This window comes from Aquimarina sp. EL_43, assembly GCF_943422735.1.
In the GTDB taxonomy this organism is placed as follows: domain Bacteria; phylum Bacteroidota; class Bacteroidia; order Flavobacteriales; family Flavobacteriaceae; genus Aquimarina; species Aquimarina megaterium.
This window is the reverse complement of record NZ_CALSBR010000001.1, coordinates 2,776,556-2,801,239: the sequence shown is the minus strand read 5'-3', so window position 1 is coordinate 2,801,239 and position 24,684 is coordinate 2,776,556. Positions and strand designations below refer to the sequence as shown.

General features: G+C 32.5%; 22 protein-coding genes. 15 read left to right on the top strand and 7 right to left on the bottom strand.

The features are described from left to right. Positions 1–97: 97 nt before the first annotated feature. Positions 98–451 carry a hypothetical protein gene (locus NNL09_RS11855; protein WP_196910769.1) on the top strand — a complete coding sequence of 118 codons (354 nt, stop codon included), beginning with the start codon at positions 98–100 and terminating at the stop codon, positions 449–451. A 77-nt stretch (positions 452–528) separates the two neighbouring features. Here NNL09_RS11855 and NNL09_RS11850 read toward each other — a convergent pair whose 3' ends face one another. Together NNL09_RS11850 and NNL09_RS11845 are read right to left on the bottom strand one after the other, a co-directional pair. Next, positions 529–951: a DoxX family protein gene (locus NNL09_RS11850; RefSeq protein ID WP_196910768.1), complete on the bottom strand. Its 423-nt coding sequence runs from the start codon at positions 949–951 to the stop codon at positions 529–531. Positions 952–1,041: 90 nt separating this feature from the next. Next, a complete protein-coding gene (locus NNL09_RS11845; RefSeq protein WP_196910767.1) occupies positions 1,042–2,226 on the bottom strand; it encodes a heparan-alpha-glucosaminide N-acetyltransferase domain-containing protein in 1,185 nt (394 codons plus the stop codon). 212 nt (positions 2,227–2,438) lie between these two features. On the opposite strand from NNL09_RS11845, the gene NNL09_RS11840 reads away from it, so the two are divergent. Then, positions 2,439–2,780: a hypothetical protein gene (locus NNL09_RS11840; RefSeq protein ID WP_025665134.1), complete on the top strand. Its 342-nt coding sequence runs from the start codon at positions 2,439–2,441 to the stop codon at positions 2,778–2,780. A 78-nt stretch (positions 2,781–2,858) separates the two neighbouring features. On the opposite strand, the gene NNL09_RS11835 is transcribed toward NNL09_RS11840, so the two are convergent. The 3 genes from NNL09_RS11835 to NNL09_RS11825 all read right to left on the bottom strand — a co-directional run bounded on the left by NNL09_RS11835 (position 2,859) and on the right by NNL09_RS11825 (position 7,109). Beyond that, on the bottom strand, positions 2,859–3,377 hold the full coding sequence (locus tag NNL09_RS11835) for a DUF302 domain-containing protein (protein WP_051476038.1): 519 nt from the start codon (positions 3,375–3,377) through the stop codon (positions 2,859–2,861). A gap of 50 nt (positions 3,378–3,427) precedes the next feature. Continuing rightward, the gene (locus tag NNL09_RS11830; protein ID WP_196910766.1) at positions 3,428–6,172 is read right to left on the bottom strand and encodes a carboxypeptidase-like regulatory domain-containing protein; all 2,745 of its coding nucleotides are present in this window, start codon (positions 6,170–6,172) and stop codon (positions 3,428–3,430) included. Between the two features lie 112 nt (positions 6,173–6,284). Further along, entirely contained in the window at positions 6,285–7,109 is an 825-nt protein-coding gene (locus NNL09_RS11825) for a GLPGLI family protein (RefSeq protein ID WP_196910765.1), read from the bottom strand. 123 nt (positions 7,110–7,232) lie between these two features. Here NNL09_RS11825 and NNL09_RS11820 point away from each other — a divergent pair, with 123 nt between their 5' ends. From NNL09_RS11820 to NNL09_RS11805, 4 genes are all read left to right on the top strand, one after another. Further along, positions 7,233–8,705: a cell wall metabolism sensor histidine kinase WalK gene (locus NNL09_RS11820; protein WP_196910764.1), complete on the top strand. Its 1,473-nt coding sequence runs from the start codon at positions 7,233–7,235 to the stop codon at positions 8,703–8,705. After that, complete coding sequence (locus NNL09_RS11815) at positions 8,698–9,378, top strand: response regulator transcription factor (protein WP_196910763.1); 681 nt, start codon at positions 8,698–8,700, stop codon at positions 9,376–9,378. The genes NNL09_RS11820 and NNL09_RS11815 overlap by 8 nt, the downstream gene beginning before the upstream one ends. 172 nt (positions 9,379–9,550) lie before the next feature. Continuing rightward, positions 9,551–10,165 (top strand): deoxynucleoside kinase, encoded by a 615-nt coding sequence (locus tag NNL09_RS11810; RefSeq protein ID WP_024770627.1) that lies wholly within the window; start codon positions 9,551–9,553, stop codon positions 10,163–10,165. A 14-nt stretch (positions 10,166–10,179) separates the two neighbouring features. Next, the gene (locus tag NNL09_RS11805) at positions 10,180–10,836 is read left to right on the top strand and encodes a DUF2461 domain-containing protein (protein WP_025665140.1); all 657 of its coding nucleotides are present in this window, start codon (positions 10,180–10,182) and stop codon (positions 10,834–10,836) included. A gap of 48 nt (positions 10,837–10,884) precedes the next feature. On the opposite strand, the gene NNL09_RS11800 is transcribed toward NNL09_RS11805, so the two are convergent. After that, positions 10,885–12,126, bottom strand: coding sequence for a 3-deoxy-D-manno-octulosonic acid transferase (locus NNL09_RS11800; RefSeq protein WP_196910762.1), 1,242 nt, complete (start codon positions 12,124–12,126; stop codon positions 10,885–10,887). 105 nt (positions 12,127–12,231) lie between these two features. Here NNL09_RS11800 and NNL09_RS11795 point away from each other — a divergent pair, with 105 nt between their 5' ends. The 4 genes from NNL09_RS11795 to NNL09_RS11780 all read left to right on the top strand — a co-directional run bounded on the left by NNL09_RS11795 (position 12,232) and on the right by NNL09_RS11780 (position 18,742). Continuing rightward, positions 12,232–13,377: a DegT/DnrJ/EryC1/StrS aminotransferase family protein gene (locus NNL09_RS11795; RefSeq protein ID WP_025665142.1), complete on the top strand. Its 1,146-nt coding sequence runs from the start codon at positions 12,232–12,234 to the stop codon at positions 13,375–13,377. A gap of 150 nt (positions 13,378–13,527) precedes the next feature. After that, positions 13,528–16,428, top strand: coding sequence for a DEAD/DEAH box helicase (locus NNL09_RS11790; protein WP_196910761.1), 2,901 nt, complete (start codon positions 13,528–13,530; stop codon positions 16,426–16,428). Between the two features lie 292 nt (positions 16,429–16,720). Next, positions 16,721–17,995: an amidohydrolase family protein gene (locus NNL09_RS11785; protein WP_196910760.1), complete on the top strand. Its 1,275-nt coding sequence runs from the start codon at positions 16,721–16,723 to the stop codon at positions 17,993–17,995. Between the two features lie 6 nt (positions 17,996–18,001). Then, on the top strand, positions 18,002–18,742 hold the full coding sequence (locus NNL09_RS11780; RefSeq protein WP_196910759.1) for a phosphodiester glycosidase family protein: 741 nt from the start codon (positions 18,002–18,004) through the stop codon (positions 18,740–18,742). Between the two features lie 629 nt (positions 18,743–19,371). Here NNL09_RS11780 and NNL09_RS11775 read toward each other — a convergent pair. Then, positions 19,372–19,644 (bottom strand): hypothetical protein, encoded by a 273-nt coding sequence (locus tag NNL09_RS11775; RefSeq protein ID WP_196910758.1) that lies wholly within the window; start codon positions 19,642–19,644, stop codon positions 19,372–19,374. Between the two features lie 268 nt (positions 19,645–19,912). Here NNL09_RS11775 and NNL09_RS11770 point away from each other — a divergent pair, with 268 nt between their 5' ends. The 5 genes from NNL09_RS11770 (at position 19,913) to NNL09_RS11750 (ending at position 24,658) form a co-directional block, all read left to right on the top strand. Further along, positions 19,913–20,548, top strand: coding sequence for a LysE family translocator (locus tag NNL09_RS11770; RefSeq protein ID WP_196910757.1), 636 nt, complete (start codon positions 19,913–19,915; stop codon positions 20,546–20,548). A gap of 60 nt (positions 20,549–20,608) precedes the next feature. Next, a complete protein-coding gene (locus NNL09_RS11765; protein ID WP_196910756.1) occupies positions 20,609–21,616 on the top strand; it encodes a sensor histidine kinase in 1,008 nt (335 codons plus the stop codon). 15 nt (positions 21,617–21,631) lie between these two features. Then, complete coding sequence (locus tag NNL09_RS11760; protein WP_196910755.1) at positions 21,632–22,399, top strand: LytTR family DNA-binding domain-containing protein; 768 nt, start codon at positions 21,632–21,634, stop codon at positions 22,397–22,399. 130 nt (positions 22,400–22,529) lie between these two features. Continuing rightward, on the top strand, positions 22,530–23,294 hold the full coding sequence (locus tag NNL09_RS11755; protein WP_196910754.1) for a hypothetical protein: 765 nt from the start codon (positions 22,530–22,532) through the stop codon (positions 23,292–23,294). Positions 23,295–23,365: 71 nt separating this feature from the next. Then, positions 23,366–24,658 (top strand): alpha/beta hydrolase-fold protein, encoded by a 1,293-nt coding sequence (locus NNL09_RS11750; RefSeq protein WP_196910753.1) that lies wholly within the window; start codon positions 23,366–23,368, stop codon positions 24,656–24,658. Positions 24,659–24,684: the final 26 nt, after the last annotated feature.

Sequence of the window (24,684 nt, the reverse complement as noted above, 5' to 3'; positions counted from 1 at the left end):
TTATTTAATATCCAGATTGTAAAAATTAATCTTATTTAAACTTATAAATAACTTCAATTTTATACTTATGATTACTAACCCCCCAAAATCTAAAAAAATGAAAATGAAAATTGCTATGACTACAGTACTATTACTATGTATATCGTATTCATCGATAGGACAAAGTAACACAACTGATTTCAAATCTATTACTACTACCAATAATACATTACAAAAGCAAGCCTCCTCATATACTATTAACTCGGCAGAGGCAAATAAAAATGTAGCTCAGCAATCAAAAAACACTACTATTTATAGTGAAAAGAAGTGGAAAAAAATAAGAAAGCAAATTGAAAAGAATAAAAAAAGAGCTTCTAAATATAAAAGCAGTGTTTATGCTTCAAAAAAAATAGACACTATATACTTAGACATTCCTCCTAACAGTGGAAAATCTCGCTTATCGGGATGGTAAAAAAATAAAAAAAACCGCTCAATGAGCGGTTTTTTATTTTCGAAATGCACTAAACTCCTTATTTTATTTTTATCATTTCATTGTTCCATTTTTAGATAATAATCCACAGAATGTTTCCCCGAACCGTAAAACAAGAAAAATACACATAATAACAAAATTATACTGGCAATAACCAGGTTTGCCACATTCATCTCTCCTACAAAATTGATAAGAACTGCCCCAAATAATAATGGAAGCTGCGCCGTAACAGACCATCGAGTAAGTAATCCAAAAGAAATAAGTAAACCTCCTATTAAATGTGCCGGAGCTACATAATGAATTATAATCATAGCACCAGCAAGGTTTTGAACAGGTTTAATAAGATCTACTAGAATCTGGCTATTACTAATAAAATTTATTCCTTTTATAAATAAGAAAACTCCTAATGCAATTCTTAACAAATCTAAAGGATAATACGTATGTGCATTAGCCCATTTGTTTAATGATTTTATTGTTGGCATGACAAAATGAGTATTGATTAGACCACTATAAGATACTGATTTTTAATACAATAAAAAAAACAATAATTAATCAATCTAAAGATAACAATACTATCGTCTCGTATATTTAATATTTCGATATGTACGAATAATAGTATTTTTAAATAGCATAAAAGCTTCTGGTAAGATCATTTTCATCTTCCGGTTTACCAAATTAAGTACATTGTTCGTTTGAAGCTTCAGTTCTTCTTCATATTTATAATAATACAAAACTGCTGCACATATACTAATTATAAACAATAATGCTCCTGTAAACGTTTGTACCGGCGTTAAACTATGATAAAAAAAGCGACTAAGTCCCAGTCCGAACCAACTTCCGTAAAGCATAAAAAAGTGAACTATATAGATTGATAGTGTTCTCCCTCCTATTTTAGTTATCATCTGATTTGTAACATAGTTTTTCATCAAAATAAATACAGAAAAAAGGATACACACATTTCCTAATCTTATAAATAAGAAGTTGTTATACGCTACTGATTTAAAAATACCAATATCTGTTATACTATAAATCACCATTAGTATAGTTGAAGAATAAAACACCAATAACAACCCTACGAATAAAAGTGTGATAATAGCATGAGGGTAAAACATTTTTTGTTTTCCGTATTTTAAAAACAGGTTAGCCATAAAACTACCAATACATACATATCCAAACCAGGGCAATAATGTAAAAATAGAACCATTTCTATTTGTAAAATAATTTGCAACTGTTTGTGGTAAAAACTCTAGTATACAGCTACCATACATGGGCTGCAAAAGAAAAATAATCACTCCAATACTTAACATTACATTTTGAAACCAAGTTTCATTAATTCGACACAAAACAAGATATATCCCTATCAACAGCAACAATGATGTACCTATACATTGCAATACATCTACATAGAAAAACGAAGGGTTTACTTTTCCTGTAAAAACTTCATAAAAGCTTAATCGCAATAAATACCCCCAAAAAATAACTTTAACAGCACGCTTTACGCCTTTTAAAACTCTTGGATTATCTATTCCTTTTGTATTTTGTTTTAGTAGTAAATACGTAAAAATAAAGCCTGTTATCGTAAAAAATGTAGGAGCAGTCATGCCTCTAAAATATTCCCAGGTCGCGTATACAATATTATTTTTATCTCTATATACATCTCCTAAAAGAGAATGCACAAAATGTCCTTGAAGCATCATAAGGATTGCAAATGCCCGAATTGCATCAAGAAAATGCAATCGACTAGTACGTTTAGTCATTATTGTGGTTTGGTTAGGTTGTTCCCAAAAAACGAGTTTTTGGGTTTTATTATTGCTTAAAAAAGCGCAAATCTAGGTAATTTTTATTGGTTTCTGTATTGATTTTAAGGCATTTACTCGTCTAAGCTCTTAATATGCCTGAGATTTCATATAAAGAAAGCTAGATTTTGGCACCTTTATTGGTGTTTTTTAGTAAACAAAAACTATACTTTATGAAAACTGATACTTATACCAAGGCAATAATCACAATTATTGCTATCTGTCTCGTTATTATTGTAATAAGAGATATAGATATTTTTCCAAAAGCATATGCAAATAATACTCCCAAAACAAACTATGGGTTAATCCCTATTAATGATGATGGATCAATAACGGTTCGGCTAAGCAGTACCGATGAGATTGATGTAAATATTAAAAACATTGATACTTATGATAAGCTTAAAATAGATCTTAACAGTATTAGTACACAAGACGAATTGGATATTAATATTGATGAAATTGGTGGAAGTTATGTATCTAGTGGAGGCCCAATCAAGGTAAAACTACAAAATTAGCCCCCAGAAATAAATAATGTATATTCCTGGAGACATTTATATTGAATATTGGGCTAACTCAAGTATTGTAGTAGGTTATTATATTCCTGTGGCTCCTTTCGAAAGATTATCTAAAGCTTTGGAAACGATTGTTAAGACATCCTCTTTACCCGTAATCTCATGACGAAGTTTTAAAAATTCGGGATCATTGTACGAAACATTAACAACACCATTATCATCTTGCCATATTAGAATCTTTTGTGGAAGATCTAATCCAGTAATTTGAGAATTCTGCATTAAAGGAGTTCCTAATTTAGGATTACCAAACATGATTACTCGTGTGGGGTTCAATTCTAGATCTACAGATGCAGCATTAGCCTGGTGGTCTAATTGCGCTATAATCTTCAGGTTAGGATTATTCGTAATGATTTCGACTAATGTATTATACGTATCTTCAAAGTTTTTAGAGCTTACTTTTGTGATTATGCCTTGCGCCTTGGTAATTTCCATCTCTTGTTGTGAATTCGTTTGTACATCTTTAGACGTGTTTTTTTGACTTTGATTACAAGATATCATCACTATCAAAAATAAAAACCCCAATACTTTATATGTTGTCATTGCGTTTTTTTTAGATTACCTCTAATTGGTCGTAATCATCTATACTATAATTACAGATTATATTTTATACTGAAAATCCAATAACGAGGCTGGATCACATAACTCGATGTGCTGTTATATAATTCATTAAAATTATCTTGATTGATACTTTTGGTATCCAGAATATTGGTTATCGACAGTTTATACTCCCATTTACTATTAGGCTTTTGATAAAACAAATCTGCATCCCAAAAACTATATTCATTTAGAGTTGTTTTTGTATTGCGATAATCATAATACCTATACGATGATTTTATCAAAAACCCTTTGGCAAAAGACCAATCTAATCTCGCAAATGGTTGACTTGTATAAAATGTGTTTTTGGCTCCGTTATTATCATAATCATTAACTGTAAGACTATATCCTAAATCAAAATTAGGTCCTTTTTTAAAATTGGTTGACCATTCTGTACTATACACTTGTGTAAAACTTATACTTTCACTTGGGAGCGTATTTACAATATTATTAAAACTCGACCAACTTATATTTGCTCTCAGGCTTCCTTTTATTTTTCCAAACGTACGAGCAAAATTTCCGTTGGCAGAAAGTATTTGATCTTCCATATTAGAATTAATAGGTGTATCTACTCTATTTATTCCCGTAATCACACTCGTATTCTTAATAGGATTACGCCGATTGCTATACGATATCTGAGCAAAAATATTAGTGTAATTAAACATATTAAAATTAAAATAGTTTAATGAATAATTATCATATAATGAATTTTCTAGATTTCGGTTTCCCTGAAACAATGAATTATAATTATTAAACACATACCCAGTTGCCAAACGGTTAACATCTGTATACTCTGCTGTTATCGAATAATTAAATCGTAAACTTTCATTTTGCCTTAATTGAGCTAAAACAAAAAGATCTGGTAACACCTGCCATTCATTCTGAGTTATTTCGGTTCCCAATTGTTGATCTTTTAGGCTATAATTATGCACACTCACCCCGGGATTAAATGTAAAAACCCCTTTAATAAACTTATAATGCAAACCAGCATATAGATCATTAAAGCTATATTTTACATCGTTATTAAACTCATTGGCTTCAAAGTTATTTTGATTTCCATTATCCAAAATCTGAAAAATATTAGAATCAAAACTTTGAGTGCTTAGTGTACTTCCTAATGTGAAATTGAGGTTACTTTTCTTATTTAACACATAATAATAATCCAGTTTTGCATCCAGCTTATTTGTTCTCACTTCTTTTTGTTGATTAATACTATAGTTTTCAGACTCTTCTAATGGATCAAAAGTATCTGTATCAGGAAGTAAAGGATTATTGATTTGTGTAAAAACTCCCCTAAAAGGAATTTCTGATCGTATTGCATTATAAAAAGGATCTTCATTTTGAAATAGATGTTGTGCTTCTAATGAAAATATATGCTTTGTACCTAATGTATAATACGCATTCATATTTTGCTGGATCGAAAATGTAGAATTTTCAAGTTTTTCATTTATATCTTCAGAAACTGTTGATCTTATAGATCGAAAAGCACCATCCTCCTTTTGCCTGGAAAGTTTTCCGAAGATATCATAATCTATTCTAAAATTGCTGTTAGGTCTATAACTTGCACTTAATTTTAATAAACCCAACTTACTTCGTTGCCAGGTGTTATCAATAGTTTCTTCTGTCGTGTTATCTGTAGGATCTGAAGTATCATCAATATATACTCTCTGTGTATTAGTGATCAAATCTACTCTGGTATCACTTGCGATTCCATATCCACTAAGATCTAGTTTTTTATTGGCTGTAAGACTAAAGTTTGCCGCACCAAATTTGGTATCAACTTCATTAGCTCTATTATTTTGTAATGTAGCAAAAGCAAGATCATCTGTAGAAATGCTAAAAGACGTACCTCCACGACCTAAATTTCTAAAACCTCCTGTGAAATTAAAATAATCTCTCATCGTAAAAGGAACTTCGCCAATATCATTAATATCTGTAAGCACATTAATACTGTACTTTGGACTATAATAAAACAGTTTAGGTTTTACGATATAACGTTCTGTCTCTCCTACTCCAGAACCTGCGGTTATATCACCGAACCAGAAGTTCTTTTTCCCTTCTTTTAATTTGATATTAATAGCTATCTGATCTTGCGAATTACGCAGCCCACGCATTTGTCCTACGTCTTCATAATTACGTAACACCTCAACCTTATCTAATGCATCAGCAGGGATATTTTCTGTTGCCAGTTTAGAATCTCCGTCAAAAAAGTCTTTCCCCTCTACCATTACCTTAGAAACAGTTTTACCTTCGACTTCAATTTCTCCATTTTCATTAACCTCTACTCCTGGTAGTTTTTCTAACACATCTCCCAATTTCTTTTCTGTACCATTCACAAAAGAATCGGTATTATACACCAAAGTATCTCCTTTTACTACTACTGGCATCTCATAAACAATTTCTACTTCGTCCAAGCTATTTTCTTCGGATTTCATTTCAAAATCTGAAATCACATCTTTGGTAGTTACCGTAATTGATTTTGTTTCTGCGGTAAGACCGATAAAACTAACTTTTAGCAGATATGTTTCATTATTAGGAACTGAAATTTTGTACCTACCCTGATCATTCGTGATACCATAACTAGTCATAGCATTATCTAACTTCTTATATGCAATTACATTAGCCATTGCAATAGGATCACCTAATGAATCTTTAACAAAACCTGTAATTTGTACTTTTTGGGCAGTAGATGCCAGGGATATCCCTATAAGGAATACCAATAGTCCTAATTTTTTATGCATTTTATAATGATTTTATCTATTTCTATAACCAGAGTTATAGAAACAGTAACTCTTGATGAAGAGCAGAGTTACTGTTGTCTAATTAGTATTGTGTTAGGTTAGAATATAAATTTTATCCTCCGATTCGAATTTCGAAATCTCCACTACCTCCTCGTGTATTCATTCTATCTCTCATTTCTTTCATTTTCTTTTCCATTGTTTTTTCAAATTTTTCTTCTGTAACAACCTTACCTTTTGTCGGTTCTTTAATATCAATTTTCTTTTTTGAATTCAACACCAATTTAGTACTTAGTATACTTTGATCCCCATCATTGATTTCTAATATCAAACCAGGAAGTCCCCAATAACTTCCGGGTCCATGAGAGATTGGTATCTCTGGTGTATACCAAGCCGTAATTGTAATTTCTTCTTCTTCAGGCTCTGTCATTTCTTCTTCACTATTGACACTAATTGTCATATTTCGCATACGCTGCCCCATTCGTTTTGCCGTTGCTTTATAACACGTATAATTCCCTATTTTTTTTGTTTCATCCTCAAGCTTCCAATCTAATTTTTCCAGCTTGTCTTTTACCAGAAATAGTTTACCCATCATATCTTGTTTTCTGGCAAAGCGTTTTTCTTTAATGTTTTTATACAAAACATTAGATGCTCCAGATCCTGCAATTACAATCTGAACCCCAGAGGCGGGTTGTGGTGCTCCCAAACTTTCTTCTTCTTTGTATATCGATTCTGAAGTATTAAAATTTAATACATACTCTTTTTGAAATTGCTTTTTCAACATCTCCTGAAGTTGTTTTTGCATATCAGCATTCATTTTAGAGTCTTCCATATTAAGATCCACTTTTCTATTGGTCTTATATGTTACAACACCCTGAAAATCCTGAGCAAACAGGCTTTCAAACATAAATAGTGTTATCAATATTATAATTCGTACCATGATTAGATTTTTTTGATTAATACACTACAAATATGAAAACTGAATCCTAACCAGAAGGTTAACCAGTGTTAACGTGTGTTAACCGATTGGTTTTATATAAGATAAGAACCTTACTTTTGAAGTATGCGAAAAGGAAGCTACAAGAATATATTATATTTTATCACTACTGTAATTGTAATTACATTAGGAATACAGGTGTATTGGAACTACAAGAACTATCAAATCGGAAAACAACAGTTAATTAACGAGGTACAAATTAGCTTAGACAATGCCGTTAATCAATATTATACTAAACTTGCCGAGGAAAACACAATAGGATTTGTCTCAGATTCTACCAACCTTAAAAATTTCTTTGAAAAAGGAGATTTCAAAATATTATTGAAGAAAATAGATTCTGACACCATAAATTTCAAAAGATTCCAAATTCCGGATAGTATAGATATGACTGGTATCTCTATACTTAACAAACGGGAGCATAAACATAGAGAGAGTCGTAGACACATATCTGTAACGACCAATAGGTTTAATGATAGTACAAATCAAAATGACATATTTGAGCAACTGACTTCTAAAATTGTAGTTTCAATTACTCAAGATTCACTTCAACTGAAAAAAATAGATTCTTTGGTACAACAAGAATTTTTACGCAAAAAAATTGCTGTAGATTTTGGACTAAAGTTCAACGATACTTTGGGAGAAAAAAAAGAAACTAAAAGCGACATTATTAAATCTGCTATTTTGAGTACTTCTTCAAAATCGCTATACCTACCAAAAACAAGTTCGTTACAATTATTTTTTACTAATGAAAAACTAGTCATATTTAAGAAAAACTTAATTAGTATTACCCTTTCTTTTTTATTAGTAAGTGCTGTGATTGCATGTCTTTTATTTTTACTAAAAATCATTACCCATCAAAAACATCTGGCTGCGCTTAAAAACGATTTAATAAGTAATATCACACACGAATTTAAAACTCCTATTGCCACCATAAGTGCTGCCCTGGAAGGTATTCAAAATTTCAATCAGGAAAACGATCAGAAAAAGACAAAAAAGTATATCGAAATGTCTTCGGGTCAATTAAACAAACTTAATACCATGGTCGAAAAGATTCTAGAAACGGCCACATTAGACAGTGATGAATTGCAATTAAATCTGGAAGAAACGAATTTAACAAAACTGATTCATACTATTGCAGAAAAACATAAGGTAAATTCACCCGAAAAGAATATAACCTTCACCAATTCTCATGAGAATATTTGGAGAAAAATAGATGTATTTCACTTTGAAAATGCCATAAATAATATTGTTGATAATGCAATTAAATATGGAGGAAACACAGTGGGTATTAGTATTTTAAACGCAGATCCACATATCATCATAGAAATTAGAGATAATGGGACAGGATTAACCAAAGCTCATAAGGAGAAAATATTCGAGAAATTCTATCGTGTACCCAAAGGAAATACGCACGACGTTAAAGGTTTTGGCATTGGTCTTTTTTATACCAAAACCATTATCGAAAAACATAAAGGAACTATACAATTATCATTAGATCAAGGATTAACCAATTTCAAAATTACTTTACCTAATGGCTGAAACAATCGAAATACTACTTGCAGAAGATGAACCTTCTCTAGGTCAAATCATTAAGGAGAGCCTGGAAACCAGAAGTTTTAAAGTACACCTGGCCAAAAATGGTGAAGAAGCCTATGATGTATACAAATCTGTACAGCCCAAACTGCTTGTTCTGGACGTTATGATGCCTAAAAAAGATGGCTTTACGCTCGCCAAAGAAATTCGACAAGAAGACAGCACCATTCCTATCATATTTCTTACAGCTAAGTCTCAAACACAAGATGTAGTAGAAGGATTTACCATTGGTGGTAATGATTACCTAAAAAAACCTTTTAGCATGGAAGAATTGATCGTAAGAATCAATAATTTACTACATCGTATTACCTTACAACAGAGTGCAGAAATTATTAGTATTGGTGCCTATACTTTTGATTTCCCTAAGCAATTACTTACCTACAAAGAAGAAACATCGCAACTCACACATAGAGAAGCCCACCTGCTATTTCACCTTATCAAAAACAAAAATCAAGTACTGGATCGTTCTATGATTCTTAAAAAGCTTTGGGGTGATGATGATTTCTTTAGTGGTAGAAGTATGGATGTATTTATCACTAAACTTCGCAAAAAACTAAAACAAGACGAATCCATTCAAATTATTAATGTAAGAGGATATGGATATAAACTAGTATGCTAAAATCAATTTTTGTGCGTTACTTATATTGATTAAACGAACACTTAGGTTTTTAAAATATGCATCTTACAGAAATTCTTTTCTATCCTTTTTATGTTCGTCATAAAATCCACTATATTTACGCCCACACTTTAGCGCACATTTTTACAAAACACCTCAAGAAAAATAATCAACTATGCATATAGCAATAGCTGGAAATATCGGAGCCGGAAAAACTACATTGACCCGATTACTTGCTAAACATTACAAATGGGAAGCTCATTTTGAAGATGTATTAGAGAACCCTTATCTAGAGGATTTTTATAATAAGATGGAGCGTTGGTCTTTTAATCTTCAGATTTATTTCCTTAATAGCCGTTTTAGACAAATATTAGATATTCGTGAAAGCGGAAAAGATATTATCCAGGATAGAACGATCTATGAGGATGCATACATTTTTGCTCCAAACTTACATGCAATGGGGCTTATGACCAATCGTGATTTTGAAAACTACAGATCACTTTTTGATCTTATGGAAAATGTAGTAGAAGGTCCTGATCTACTAATTTATCTTAGAAGTAGTATTCCTAACCTGGTAAATCAGATTCATAAACGTGGGCGTGAATATGAAAATACAATTAGTATTGATTATCTAAGCAGGCTTAATGAACGATATGAAGCCTGGGCGCATGATTATGATAAAGGTAACCTTCTTATTGTAGATGTAGACAATATCAATTTTGTAGACAACCCAGAGGATTTGGGCAATATTATAAATCGTATTGATGCCGAGTTAAACGGGTTGTTCTAATTCTTTGGATCAAGATGGATTTTAATGCGCTCTTTCAGTTTTTACAAGATTTACAGGCCAATAATCATAAAGAATGGATGGATGCTAATAGAAAACAGTATCAAACTATTCGTAATTCATTTATACAATGGCTAGATGAATTAGATGGGAAATTGGCCGCAATAGATCCAAATTACTATCCTACTTCAGGTAAAAAAGGTATTAATCGTATTAATAACAATTTACTTTTTCACCCAAATAAACCGGTTTATAAAGATCATTTTGCAGCAGGACTAGATCAACGTACCAAACAAGGTGATTTTTATATCCAAATTGGGATTAACGAATGTGAGTTAGCTGGCGGTTACTGGAGACCAGAAAACAAAATGCTAAATAGTATTCGAGAAGCAATTGATTATAATGGTGAAGAACTGGTGAAAATTTTAAACAAAAAAAGCTTTAAACAGACCTTTGGAGGGATGTATTTAGATAAAGACAAACTAAAAACTACTCCTAAAGGATACTCTTCTGATCATGAATATATTGACTTGCTACGCCATAGAACATTTGCCGTTATTCATCCTCTAAATCAAAAAGATATACTGAGAGATGATTTTATGGATAAAGTGATTACTGTATATAAAGAAATGCTTCCGTTTAGACGATATTTTAATCAGGCCGTTACCGTATAGCTAAAAATAAAAATCAACGATTCTTTGTTGTTTTTCAGCTTTTTTATTTTAATTAATTTTCTTAATTAAATATGCCATAATCATTGCCGTAGCTCCAGTATTACTATTGATAAAGTGACCAGAAATCATTCCTGTTTTTTCTCTAAACTTTTTACCCTCGACAAGCTTATTTAGTACCTGGTTAAATTCATCAGCACTTGAAACCGAAAATAGCCCAGCCAACTTTTGAAGCTGCTTGGCCTCTCTAAATTTTTCAAAATTTTTACCGATAACAATAGGGATTCCGAAAGTTGCTGGTTCTAAAATATTATGTAATCCCCCTGTTCCCATAGCTCCACCAACATATGCTATATCTGCATAACTGTATACCCGAGACAAGTATCCTATTGTATTCACTATAAACACCTGCTGATCTTTTAGCACTTTTCCTTCTTTTTCAGAATATAAAACGGTTTTCTTTTTAATCTTTCGTTTTAATGTATTTGTGCTATTATCTTTTATTTCGTGAGGAGCAATAATAAAACAAACCTTATCCGAAGCTTCGTTTATATAATCCATAAAAACCTCTTCGTCTTCTGGCCATGAGCTTCCCATTACTATACAAAGTCGCTCATTAATAAATTCTGAAATAAAATCAACATGATTATCCATTTCTATTTGGTGTGACACACGATCAAAACGTGTATCTCCACTCAATGTAACATTGGCAAAACCTTGTTTTTCTATTAGTGTTTGTGATATTTTATCCTGAACAAAAAAGTGATCTACGGTCTGCAATGTTTTTCTCATAAAACCACCATACCATTTAAAAAATGCCTGATCTTCTCTAAATGTAGCAGATATAAATACTGCTGGAACATTTCTGTTTTGCAATACTTTTAGGTAATTAGGCCAAAACTCATATTTCACAAAAACAGCAAGTTCGGGTTTTACCAATTGAATAAACCGAATAGCATTTGCATTTGTATCTATAGGCAGATATACAATAATATCAGCCAGTGTACTATTTTTTTTAGCTTCGTAACCAGAAGGGGAAAAAAAAGTAACCAATACTTTATGATCCGAATATTTTTTCTTTAACCCCTCTATTACCGGAACACCTTGCTCATATTCTCCCAAAGATGCACAATGAAACCAGAGAATACGATCTTGAGAAGGGAAATGCTGCTCAAGAGTTTCGAAAACTGTTTTCCTTCCATTAGCAAATAATTTAAGTTTAGGACTTAATAGACCTATTACAGGAAGTATGCTATTAAATATTGCAATAAAGATGTTATATAAAATGCCCAAAAATGATAATTTTTATGAAATGCTAAAATACATTTCTTTTATCTAAAATTACATTGACAATAGTATCAATATTTTGTACTTTCGTGAGGTTACAATAAAACATTTATGAAGAAGATACAAATGGTTGACCTTAAGGGTCAATATGAACAAATCAAAGAACGCATAGATTCATCTGTTCTCGATGTTGTGCAATCTACAGCTTTTATTAATGGCCCCGAAGTACATAGTTTTCAAAAAGAACTAGAGGATTATCTTGGTATAAAACATGTTATCCCTTGTGCAAATGGTACAGATGCATTACAGATTGCTATGATGGGACTAGGTCTACAACCTGGTGATGAAGTAATAACGGCAGATTTTACTTTTGCTGCTACAGTAGAAGTAATTGCCTTACTACAGCTTACTCCTGTACTAGTAGATGTAGAGCCAGATTCTTTTAATATTGATCCCGAAGCTATAAAAAAAGCAATTACTCCTAAGACAAAAGCTATTGTACCTGTACATCTATTTGGGCAATCTGCCAATATGGATGCTATTATGGCCATTGCCAAAGAGCATGATTTATATGTAATAGAAGATAATGCCCAAGGTATTGGAGGGAGTTACCATTCTAAAGATGGAAGCACTTCAAAATCAGGAACTATTGGCCATGTAGCTTCTACTTCTTTTTTCCCTTCCAAAAATTTAGGATGTTATGGAGATGGAGGTGCTATTTTTACTAATGATGATGATTTAGCACATATCATAAGAGGGATTGTAAACCACGGAATGTATACGAGATATCATCATGATGTTGTAGGTGTAAATTCCCGTCTGGATTCTATTCAAGCAGCTGTGTTAAGAATAAAACTTCCTAACCTGGATCGCTATAATGATGCCCGACGAGAGGCAGCAAAAAAATACACGACAGCTTTTACCGATCAGGAACATATTATTACTCCTGTTATAATTGATAAAGAAGACACACATGTGTTTCATCAATATACGCTTAGAGTGATCGATGTAGATCGTGATGCTCTGGTTAAACATCTAAATGATAATGGAATTCCTTGTGGTGTTTATTACCCTATCCCTCTGCACAGCCAAAAAGCATATCAGGATGAACGCTATAATGAAGCCGATTTCCCTATAACCAATCAGTTGGTAAAAGAAGTGATTTCTTTACCAATGCATACAGAATTAGATGATGAACAAATTGATTTTATCACCAGTACTGTTATCAATTTTGTAGGCAAATCCGTCACAATCTAAAATATTTAAAAACTAAAAAAATTAGATAAAGTCGAAAAACATTGAAGAAGAATTTCTTTGATGTTTTTCGACTTTGTTTGAAATGAAAGAAGAAAAAGAAATCTAATCTTTTCAACACCTAATTTAACCTCTTAAACTTATTCCTTTTTCATGGATTCACTTTGCATCTGTTATAATCTTGTAGATCATAATTTTTCTGAAATCCCGCTCTTACCAGAAGCATATGTTGTACCAATAACTAATGGACATCTTGGTTATGTAGAAAAACAAGCAATCCCCGAAACTTTGGAAAGCTACAACATAGAATTTCGGGGCACTCCCCATGAGCAATTGTTAGAGATATGTTCGCATCTAAAAATCAAAACATTAGAGCAACAATTTATGCCCGTAAAAAGGAGAAAAAGTTTACGTTTTTCAGAGGTATTAAAAGATCCAAAAATAAAAGAAGTAGTACTTGATTATATAAGTAAAAAATTATCTGTTTTCTATTCCTTGATTGTTACACATCAATATGCAATAACAAGTAATGCTCAAAGAAAAGATCCCTTCGAAAATCATAAATTATCGATTGGTAATACGATACTCAAACCTATTCTCGAATTCACTAAGACAGATGAAGGTATTGAATATGCTTTTTCTCTAAAAAATAAAGACACACTCATTATTCCTAAAAATAATGATATTAGAATACTACTTAATGAGCCTTCCTGGATTATTGTAGATAAATACCTATATCAAATTGAAAACCTAAACGCTAATAAATTAAAACCCTTTTTTGATAAGGAAAAAATTACCATTGCTCATAAACATATCAAAATTTACCTCGAAAAAGTAATCATCCCAATAATCAAAAATATAGATGTTATAACTCATGGTTTTGATATCATTACACATAAAAACATAGCATCTTATGGGATAGAAATCATCCAGGATTTTATCCAGAATACTTATGTGATTAAGGTTATTTTTGAATACAATACTATTCTTTTTGATTATAATAGTACAAAAACTACGGTTTCTAATGTGCGTTTAGAAAATGATGATCAAATTCAGATTATTCAGACCAAACGTGATCCGGAAGCCGAACAAGAAATCATTAGCCTACTCACATCCAAAGGGCTACAGGTAAATAATAACCTACTATTAGAAACTAAAACTTCTGATGATCCTTTTGAAATTCTGAATTGGCTAAAATCGAACAAAACCCAATTAGAAGCTGATGGATTTGAGATAAAACTACCTCTAGTAGATGATAGAACAATTAATATTGCTCCATATACCATTGAAATCGGTAGTCAACAAGAGAATGATTGGTTTGATATTAAAGGAGTTGTTACCATTGGAGATCAGGAAATTCCTTTTTTAAAATTTATACCATTTATTAAGCAAAATAATCGTTTTTTCCCGATCGATGAAGATCAGGTTTTTGTTATCCCTAACGAATGGATGACGCGATATAAAAAACTTGTAGATTTTGGCCAGATACAAGATAAAAATATACGTATCACCAAAAGTAATTACATCTTGTTAAAGGATATTATTCCGCCAGAAGAAATTAGTATAGAAGATTCTGCCAGTCATCATTATGAACCATCAGCAAAACTTAAAGCAACATTACGTCCTTATCAGGAAGAAGGAGTGCAATGGTTGGTCAATCATCATTACAACAAATTGGGTGCCTGCTTAGCAGATGATATGGGATTAGGAAAAACTTTGCAAACTATTGCAATGTTGGTATATGCAAAAGAACGGCTAGAACCTATAGATAAAAAGGTTGAGAAAATTCGATTAGAATTGTTTAGTGACCCTCTAGAGGTAAAGACCTATCTCAAAGCTTTGATCGTACTCCCCTCTTCTCTTGTATTTAACTGGGCACAAGAGATATTAAAGTTTGCGCCTCACCTTAATATTGTTAAATATACAGGTTCTGACCGCAAAAAAATTACTCCGTATCTAGAGACTTACGATATTATTCTTACCACCTATACTACGGTATCAAAAGATATTGTTGCCTTAGAAAAAGTAAATTTCACCTACCTGATCACAGACGAGAGTCAGCAGATCAAAAACAAAGAGTCTAAAATATTTCAGGCTATAAACAATATACGTACTACTCACAAGATTTCTTTAAGCGGTACACCGATAGAAAATTCATTATCAGATCTTTGGTCTCAGATGGAATTTATTAACCCGGGAATGCTAGGCAGCTATCCATTTTTTAAAGATCGCTTTAAAATTCCGATAGAAAAGCATCAGGATCCAGAATGTATTAAAGAGTTAAAAGCATTAATAGATCCTTTTATATTAAGAAGAACCAAAGAACAGGTTGCCAAAGATCTTCCCGAATTGTCAGAACAGACCATATACACAGAAATGCTTTCTGAACAGGAAAAACAATACGAATCTCAGAAATCTGCAGCCAGAAATCTACTTCTGGGTATTGATTCTACTTCAACAAATAAGATTCATATTCTTAATACACTAACCAAACTTCGCCAGATTGTAAATCATCCTAAACTTGTAGATAATAAAACAAAAGATCAATCAGGAAAATTTCAGGATGTTACTCATTACCTAAGCACATTGGTAAAAGCCAACAAAAAAGTACTTGTCTTCAGTTCTTTTGTATCTCATCTTGATTTGTATCAGGAGTGGTGTACGACAAATAATATTTCTTATCTAACGTTAACCGGGCAAACCAAGAGTGCTAATCGAGAAGCCGTCGTAAATGAGTTTCAGCAAAATGATGATATCAATTTGTTTTTTATTTCATTAAAAGCAGGAGGTGTTGGATTAAATCTTACCAAAGCATCTTATGTAGTATTGTTAGATCCCTGGTGGAATCCATTTATCGAAAAGCAAGCAATCGCCAGATCCCATCGTATAGGACAAACCAATAATGTGATGGTCACTCGATTTATTACTAAAAATACGATCGAAGAAAAAATACTGCAATTACAAGAAAAGAAAAAAGGCTTATCTGATGAGATTATCGATATTAATGCTATTCCACAATACATAGAACAAAACCTGGACGAGTTATTAAAATAATTATCTATTTAATCCCTGGGGAGTTTAAATGCATTATTTGCTGTTTTTTCACCATTATTTCGAATGTTTTTTTGAAATAATGGTGAAAAGGGCGCTATTCTTATCCCTAACGTATTCAAGGTAGTCAATAAGACCTCACAGGCTTTTGAAATCTATGAGGTCTATAAAAGCTAACGCCTATTTCTAAAAGAAATCATAATCATACTCTTAATCACAACAATTTATTTTAAATTGTTCCTTTTGTATATTCAAAACTCAATTTTAATTTATAGTAATTTTTCACACTTCACATATGAAATATCTATACACCATACTTTTTGTATTTATAAGCACGACTATTTTTGCTCAAAATACCTATTTACAATGCGGAAAACTAGTCGATACCAAAGCAGGTAAAGTTCTTACTGAAAAAACAATTGTCGTTTCTGGAAATAAAATTATTAAAGTAGAAAACGGGTTTATTACCGGTAAAAAAAACGATATCACTATTGATCTTAAAAATAAAACAGTTCTGCCTGGCTTGATCGATATGCACGTACATCTAGAAGGTGAAACAAATCCAAAGGCGTATTTACAAAAATATACAGATAGCGAAGCAGACGTTGCTTTCAATTCAGTTCAGTTTGCTAAAACGACATTAATGGCAGGCTTTACTACAGTACGAGATTTAGGAGGAAGTGGAGTAAATATTTCGCTTAAAAAAGCAATTAAAAGCGGACGTATAAAAGGCCCCAGGGTATTTACAGCTGGCAAGTCTCTGGCTACTACTGGCGGGCATGCAGATCCTACTAACGGCAGTAAAAGATCATTGATTGGTGATCCTGGTCCAAAAGAAGGCGTAGTAAATAGTGTCGAGGATGCAAAAAAAGCAGTGCGACAACGCTATAAAAATGGTGCAGATCTTATCAAAATTACAGCTACAGGTGGCGTATTAAGTGTAGCAAAAAGTAGTTCTAACCCTCAGTTTACTGTAGAAGAGATTAAAGCGATATGTGAGACTGCAAAAGATTATGGGTTTCATGTTGCCGCACATGCACATGGTGATGAAGGAATGCAACGTGCCATTCTGGGTGGTGTAAAAACTATTGAGCACGGTACATTAATGAGTGAAAAAACTATGGATTTAATGAAACAGCATGATGCCTATTTGGTACCTACTATTACTGCCGGGAAAGAAGTTACCGAAAAAGCAGCTATTGATGGGTATTACCCTGCTATCATTGTTCCCAAAGCACTAGAGATCGGTCCAAAAATCCAAAATACATTTAAAAAAGCATATGATCGCGGTGTGGGTATCGCTTTTGGTACCGATGCCGGAGTATTTAAACACGGACAAAACGGAAAAGAGTTTGGTTTTATGGTCGAAGCGGGTATGCCTGCAATGGCAACTATACAAAGTGCAACGACTACCAACGCCAAAATCCTGAATATGCAAGATCAGATTGGGCAAATTACCCCTGGTTTCTTAGCCGATATTGTAGCAGTAAATGACGATCCAACCCAAAACATAAATACTATGGAGAATGTAGTGTTTGTAATGAAAGACGGAAAAGTATATAAGAACTAGTACACAATGAAAAAACTCATTGGTTCTATAGTAATACTTGGAGCTCTGGTACTATTAACCAGTTTCTTTTTTGTTAAGAAATCAGAAACTCAGGTTGAAAAATCCAGGTTTTTAAACTACGAGGTAAATCCTTTGCAACAAGAATTACATTTCTATTGGAAGAATAAGAATAATATTAATTACAAAAGCTTTCGGGAGTTAAAATCAGGACTTGAAAAAGAAAACAAGGAATTGGTTTTTGCAATGAACGGAGGTATGTATAATAAAGATCTATCCCCCCAGGGACTTTATATTGAAAATGGAGAAACCAAAGCCAGGATTGATACGGCTCAAAATGGATATGGTAACTTTTACCTTCAGCCCAATGGGATATTCTATGTAACCAAAGAAAACAAACCTGTTATTTGTACCACAAAGATGTTTACGGGTAGTGAGCATATCAAATATGCGACGCAATCAGGTCCTATGCTCTTGATTGATGGAAAAATACATGCCAAATTTAGAAAAGGTTCTTCTAATCTTCACATTAGAAACGGGGTAGGAATCTTGCCCAACGGGAATTTACTTTTTGCAATCTCTAAAGAGAAAACAAATTTTTATGATTTTGCCTCCTATTTTAAGCAAAACGGTTGCAAAAATGCTTTGTATCTCGATGGGTTTGTATCTAGAGTATACCTACCCTCTAAAAGTCAAAATCAATTAGACGGAAACTTTGGAGTAATTATAGGAGAAACTAAAACAAAATAATAGATCTAAGAGAAAAGACATTGTCACTTAAGCTAAAGTCATACCAACACAAAAAAATGCTGTGTTCTATAAGGCATGTTTTCCTATTATTTTAACAATCAATACGATAGCTAAAACGTGATAGTATACAGATAGGAATTTCATTTTATAAAACCAGAAAGGTATACAGAGGGTACTTGCAAAGTATCCTCCCCCTACTACAGGAGTACCCCTCCCCCTGTGCAAACATAGGTGCATCCTGTATAAAACAGAGGTAGCACCTCTGTTGAACGCAAGTGCTACCTCTGATTGAAGTACCCCTAAATCAGATCATAGCGAACTATACCCACTACCATAAGTACCCCCTGTAGCATGTATATCATTAATACACCTACTTATATAAGTACCTACCCCCACTTCTGTAAGTGGGGTTTTGCCTGTTTCGTCCTAGTATTGGTTATAATAATAGGATTTTTATATACTAAGCTGATAACTTACTTTTATGCGTAAAAATGGATTTTTAAAATCTTTTACTTGTTCCCTTTTATTGATTTCAATAACAGTATAATTGCAAATATTTTGAATTTGACTACCAAATACTATTTGAAATAAAACTATTGTTAAGCCAATATAAATAATCCTTTTTCTGATCATCCACCAAAGCCATTAAGGATTTTTGATTTTTGATTTTTCGTATAGAACCCAAAAGTAAATCCTACTGGTTCTACATACACAAAGCTTTGCAGTGTGATATCATACTCAATAGGAGCATTTAAAGTTTTCATGGTATTAATAATGCGGTACAATTTGGTTTTTGAGATGCCTAATTTAGAGATCAGTTCTTCTGGTGTCCCTGTAGCTTGCAGGCGAATGAGCTGATCAACTCGTTCTATCAATCGTATTTGCCTTACCATCAAATTCATAACTATAGATTAAAAATGTACACTGTACTACGAAATATGAGAAATTGGTTTTTAATAGTATTCTTTAGGGTTTTAACATCGTAACAAAAGCGAAATTATGGTTTTTCCGTAAGGGAAAAATACAGATATCTGTAAACCAGTTGTATTTTAAATTATGCCTTAAGAGTTTTACATTCGGCAATACATATTTGGCATTGATACAACGGGATAGTATTCTGAACTGCTAAAAAAACAATACTTTTACGCTATAAACCTGTAAATAAAGTATATGATCCCTATCAACGAATTTCTTTTGTTTGCTCTCGCCTCATTAATAATGGTACTATCCCCCGGACCTAATATGATCTATCTTATTTCGAGATCCTTATCCCAGGGGAGACAGGCAGGAATTATCTCGCTTTTTGGAGTTATCTGCGGATTTCTATTTCATATTCTTATGGTATCGTTTGGGTTAACTGCCATCTTTTTTGCTGTACCTTATGCTTTTATGATTGTTAAATTCCTGGGGGTTGGTTATTTATTATACTTAGCCTACAATACTATTAGATCTGGTGGCACTAAAATCTTTGATGCCGATCGTTCTTTAAAAAAAGATAAGCCCCTTAAACTATTTAATATCGGACTTCTTACCAATGTACTCAACCCTAAAATGGCATTGTTTTATTTATCCTTTTTTCCGCAATTTATCAAACCAGAATACGGATCAATTTTGGGGCAAAGTTTTCAATTAGGAGTCATGCAGATTATGATTAGTTTTTCAATCAATTTTCTTATTGTTATTTCGGCGGCAAAAATGGCGGGTTGGTTTGCAAAAAATCCATTATGGGTAAGAGTGCAAAAATGGTTTATGGCTTCTGTATTAACAGGATTAGCTGTAAAAATTGCTTTCGCAAAAGCGAAATAACAAACCTAAAATCAAAACGTAAAAATCTCCTATTTGGTTTGAACTCTATCTTTGTAAGCTATGACATATTTAAAACTTAATACATCAGATTATAAACTTCTAGTTTTTTATTTTGTTCTGGCTACCCTCTGGGATATGGCTCGATATTATATTTTGGACATGGCATTATTACAATACCTGATAAACATGCCTCTTTTTTGGATAAAAACTATTATCCTACTATTTCTTTTTAAGTATCTTATTGTAGAGTTACTGGTTAAAAACAAAAAATATCTTCTGTTTTTTATTCTGGCACTGGCAAGTGTTATTTTAGTTGGATTTGGATCTCTTCTTCTTGAGTTTTGGTCCTCGGGTAATCCACTTACTTTTTCTGATATGGGCACTCTTTTGTTCTTTAAAAGCTACTACAATTCTGCAGTAGATATTGCTATCCCTTTGGGATTATTAATGGGTAAGAAGTATTACGAAAACTTTATAAAAGTGAATCAGATCGAAAAAGAACAACGAGAAACAGAACTCAAGCTATTACGATCACAATTTGATCCTCACTTTTTGTTTAATAGTTTAAATACTACTGATGCTTTAATTGATACTTCTCCACAAAAAGCAAAAGCATATATCGCGCGATTGGCTGCATTGTATCGTCATCTCATTCAGACCAAAGATCAGGAAGTTGTTTCTCTCGAAGAAGAAATAAAACTAGCCGAAAACTATTTCTTTCTGATTAAAACCCGATTCGGGCATTCTTATGAATTCAAAATACCAGAAACCAATTTACCAAAAGACAAGTATCTTCCTACTGGTGCTTTACAGACAGTTATCGAAAATGTTGTAAAACATAATAAACCGACTAATGATCAAATCATTACTACACAAATTACGATTACCGAAGATAATATCCTGGTAAAAAACAATACCTCAAACACTATAGAAACGAATCACTCTTCGGGAAGTGGGTTACAAAATATAAAAAAACGGTATCTTTTACTCTCAGATAGAGAGATCACCATTGAAGAAGATAACATCTATTTTACGGTTTCGTTACCACTGTTAACATTAAAAGAATAATACACCCCCGACACTATGCATATTCTGATTTTAGAAGATGAAATTCCGGCTTACGAAAAACTTGAACTATATCTCAACGAATATTTTGAGTCACATCTCGCTTTGGATTGGTCCAGGTCTGTAAATGAAGCCTCTGTTTTGTTATCTAAACATCGCTATGATTTAATCCTTTCTGATATTCAATTATTAGACGGTAATGCATTCGATCTCTTTGATCAAATACCTATATCCTCTCCTATTATTTTTTGTACTGCTTATGATACGTTTCTATTAGACGCTTTTAAAACTAATGGCATTGCATATATTCTAAAACCCTATTCGAAAGAAGAACTTTCTGAAGCACTTCATAAATACGAAACACTTATTGCATTGCCAAAAAATACGCCTTCGGTAGACAAAAATGTTTTTAAAGAACTTAAAGAATTAATGACTCCCGAAAAAAGACAATTCCTAAAACGTTTTGTGATTAAAAAAGGAAATGGGATTAAGTTAATCGATACCAATACAATATCTCTAATTGAGGCGTATGGAGATTTTTGTAAGATCACAGATACAAAAGGTAACATACATAGAGCAACGCAAAAAATAGGTACACTAACCGATCAGTTAGATCCTAAAATCTTCTTTAGAATTAACAGAAGTCAAATGGTTAATATCAATCACATTAAAGCAATGGACAGTCATAGTAAAAACAGATTATTGATTATCCTTGATGGTGTTGAACAAAGTGTAATCACTAGCTCGAGTACTACCGCTGCATTCAGAAAATGGATACAATTCTAATTCCAAAAGAATACTTCATTATTCAACAGTAAAAAGAAACGCTTTACTGTTTTTTTATCCCAATTCATCACTATTTTAAGATTAGCTTTTGGGCTACATGCTATATTTAACTCAGGTTATTACTAAAAGTATGAGAAATAAAATTGTAGTTATGTTGATGAGTTTTTTAATGTACCAGGGATTTGGGCAAGAAAACGAATCGTATTCTAAATTCTTAAAAGAAGCCTGGGATTTATACCAATCTAAAGAATTCTATAAATCGGGACAGAAATACACAGAAGCATTCGCTGTATTAGGGCATCAGTCAAACATGTCTGACAAAGAAATTTCTAATCGATTTAATGCAGCATGTGCCTGGGCATTGGCAAAAGAACCCGATGCGGCATTTGTACAACTATTCAAAATAGCAAGAAGCGGAAAATTCTCTGATCACAATCAATTAACCAGCGATAATGATTTAAAATTTCTATACACCGACCCAAGATGGAAAGAAGTCACAGATATCGTAGCAGCCGAATATGAAAAAGTTAAACCCTTATCCAAAGAAGAGTTAAAATTAATTTTCAAGAGATATAAAAATGCGCATCAAAAAGTCTTCAAAAAAGGATCTACAGTAGCAGACGTAGATTTTTTATATAGTTTTTACACCACAGATTTTGAATATAACCATCCAGGCTATGGCGGTATGTATTCAAGACAATTGCTTTACAATAATACAGTAAAATTCTTAAAAAAAGGGAGATATACTGATTCTCCAAAAAGCAAAATTGTAAATATGATTGTTGGACTAAATGCTATTGTTATAGAAGAATTACAAGAAAACAAAACCGAAAGCAAAATGACGCTTATAAAATTTAGAAAAGATAAAATCTACTATATCGAAGAATATTGGTAATCATAAATCAACCATAACATCTGATATTAAAAACAAATCAATTATTAATAAAAATCCTCATCAATCACATTATGAAAACGAACAGTTTCTTAATACTTACAATTCTTTTATTTACATTTATTTTTATCGGGAACGCGCAACAATCTTATGAATCGTCGTTATCCAAAATCTCATCTTCCCCTATTACTTACGCACAAAAAGTTACTTTTCATTCTAAGATACTGGATGAAAATAGGGTGATGAATATTTTCATTCCCGAGAGTTTTCATGTAGCTTCAAAAGACCATACGTATCCTGTAGTCATGATAAGTGGTTCTCATGGTGTTAAGTTTTTTCAAATGATCTCTGGGGTCATAAGACATCTAAGTTCTGTCACTCGTATGCCCGAAGCTATTGTAATTAGCTTTGAAGAAGAAACACATTATGCTCCAAATGTCTATACCAATGGCATGTGGTCTAGTAGAGATAAACTCGAATTTAATGCCGATCCAGATAAATTCACAAAACATCTTAAAGAAGAACTATTTCCATACTTAAAAGAACAATATCGTGCTGCCGATTACAGAATCATTGTTGGCGTATCAGGAAGTAGTGTATACCCGCTACACACCTTTGCAAAAGAGCCAGATTTGTTTCAGGCGCATATTACTGTTGCTACCGCAGATATGATTGGTATGGGCTATCAGCCCAACACCACCTTCATAGATGCTTTTGAAGAGAGTTTTGTTAAAAACCCCAATCGTAAAGCGCAATTCTACCTAGGTGTCTCTGAAAATGATATTAGTAAAGACAAACCCTATATCAAGAATATGGAAGAGTTGAAAAAGCGCTTGTCTCCATTTACTTCAAAAAACTTAAACTTAAAAGTCGAAGTCATCCCTAATGAAGATCATTATGCATGTATTATAAAAGCACTGCTTTCTTCGATAGAAATGATTTTTCCTAAAGAAAAATGGTCTCCAAGATTTAGGGAAATCATAAAAGAACCTGGTAATGCTTTAAAGAATATAGACTCTTTTCATCAAAAACTTTCGACAACATATGGTTTTTCTATTCTTCCAAAAGCCGAACGATGGAATAGTGTAAATTCTTTGCGATTTATTGGCAGAAAACTATTACAAGATGGTAGAATCGAAGAAGCTATACAAGTATTTAAACGACGAATACAGTATCGCCCCCAATCTCCATGGGCATATAGTAGTCTATCTGAAGCGTTAGAAAAAAACAATCAACTGGGTGTTGCGCTTGAAACACAGCAAAAGGCAGTACAACTAGCCAAAGAATTTGATACCGAGTATTTATCTGAATATGAAGAGCAATTAGCTAAAATCAAAACCAAACTTGAGAAACAAAACAAACCATAATTTCTATTATTTTATATATTGTAGTT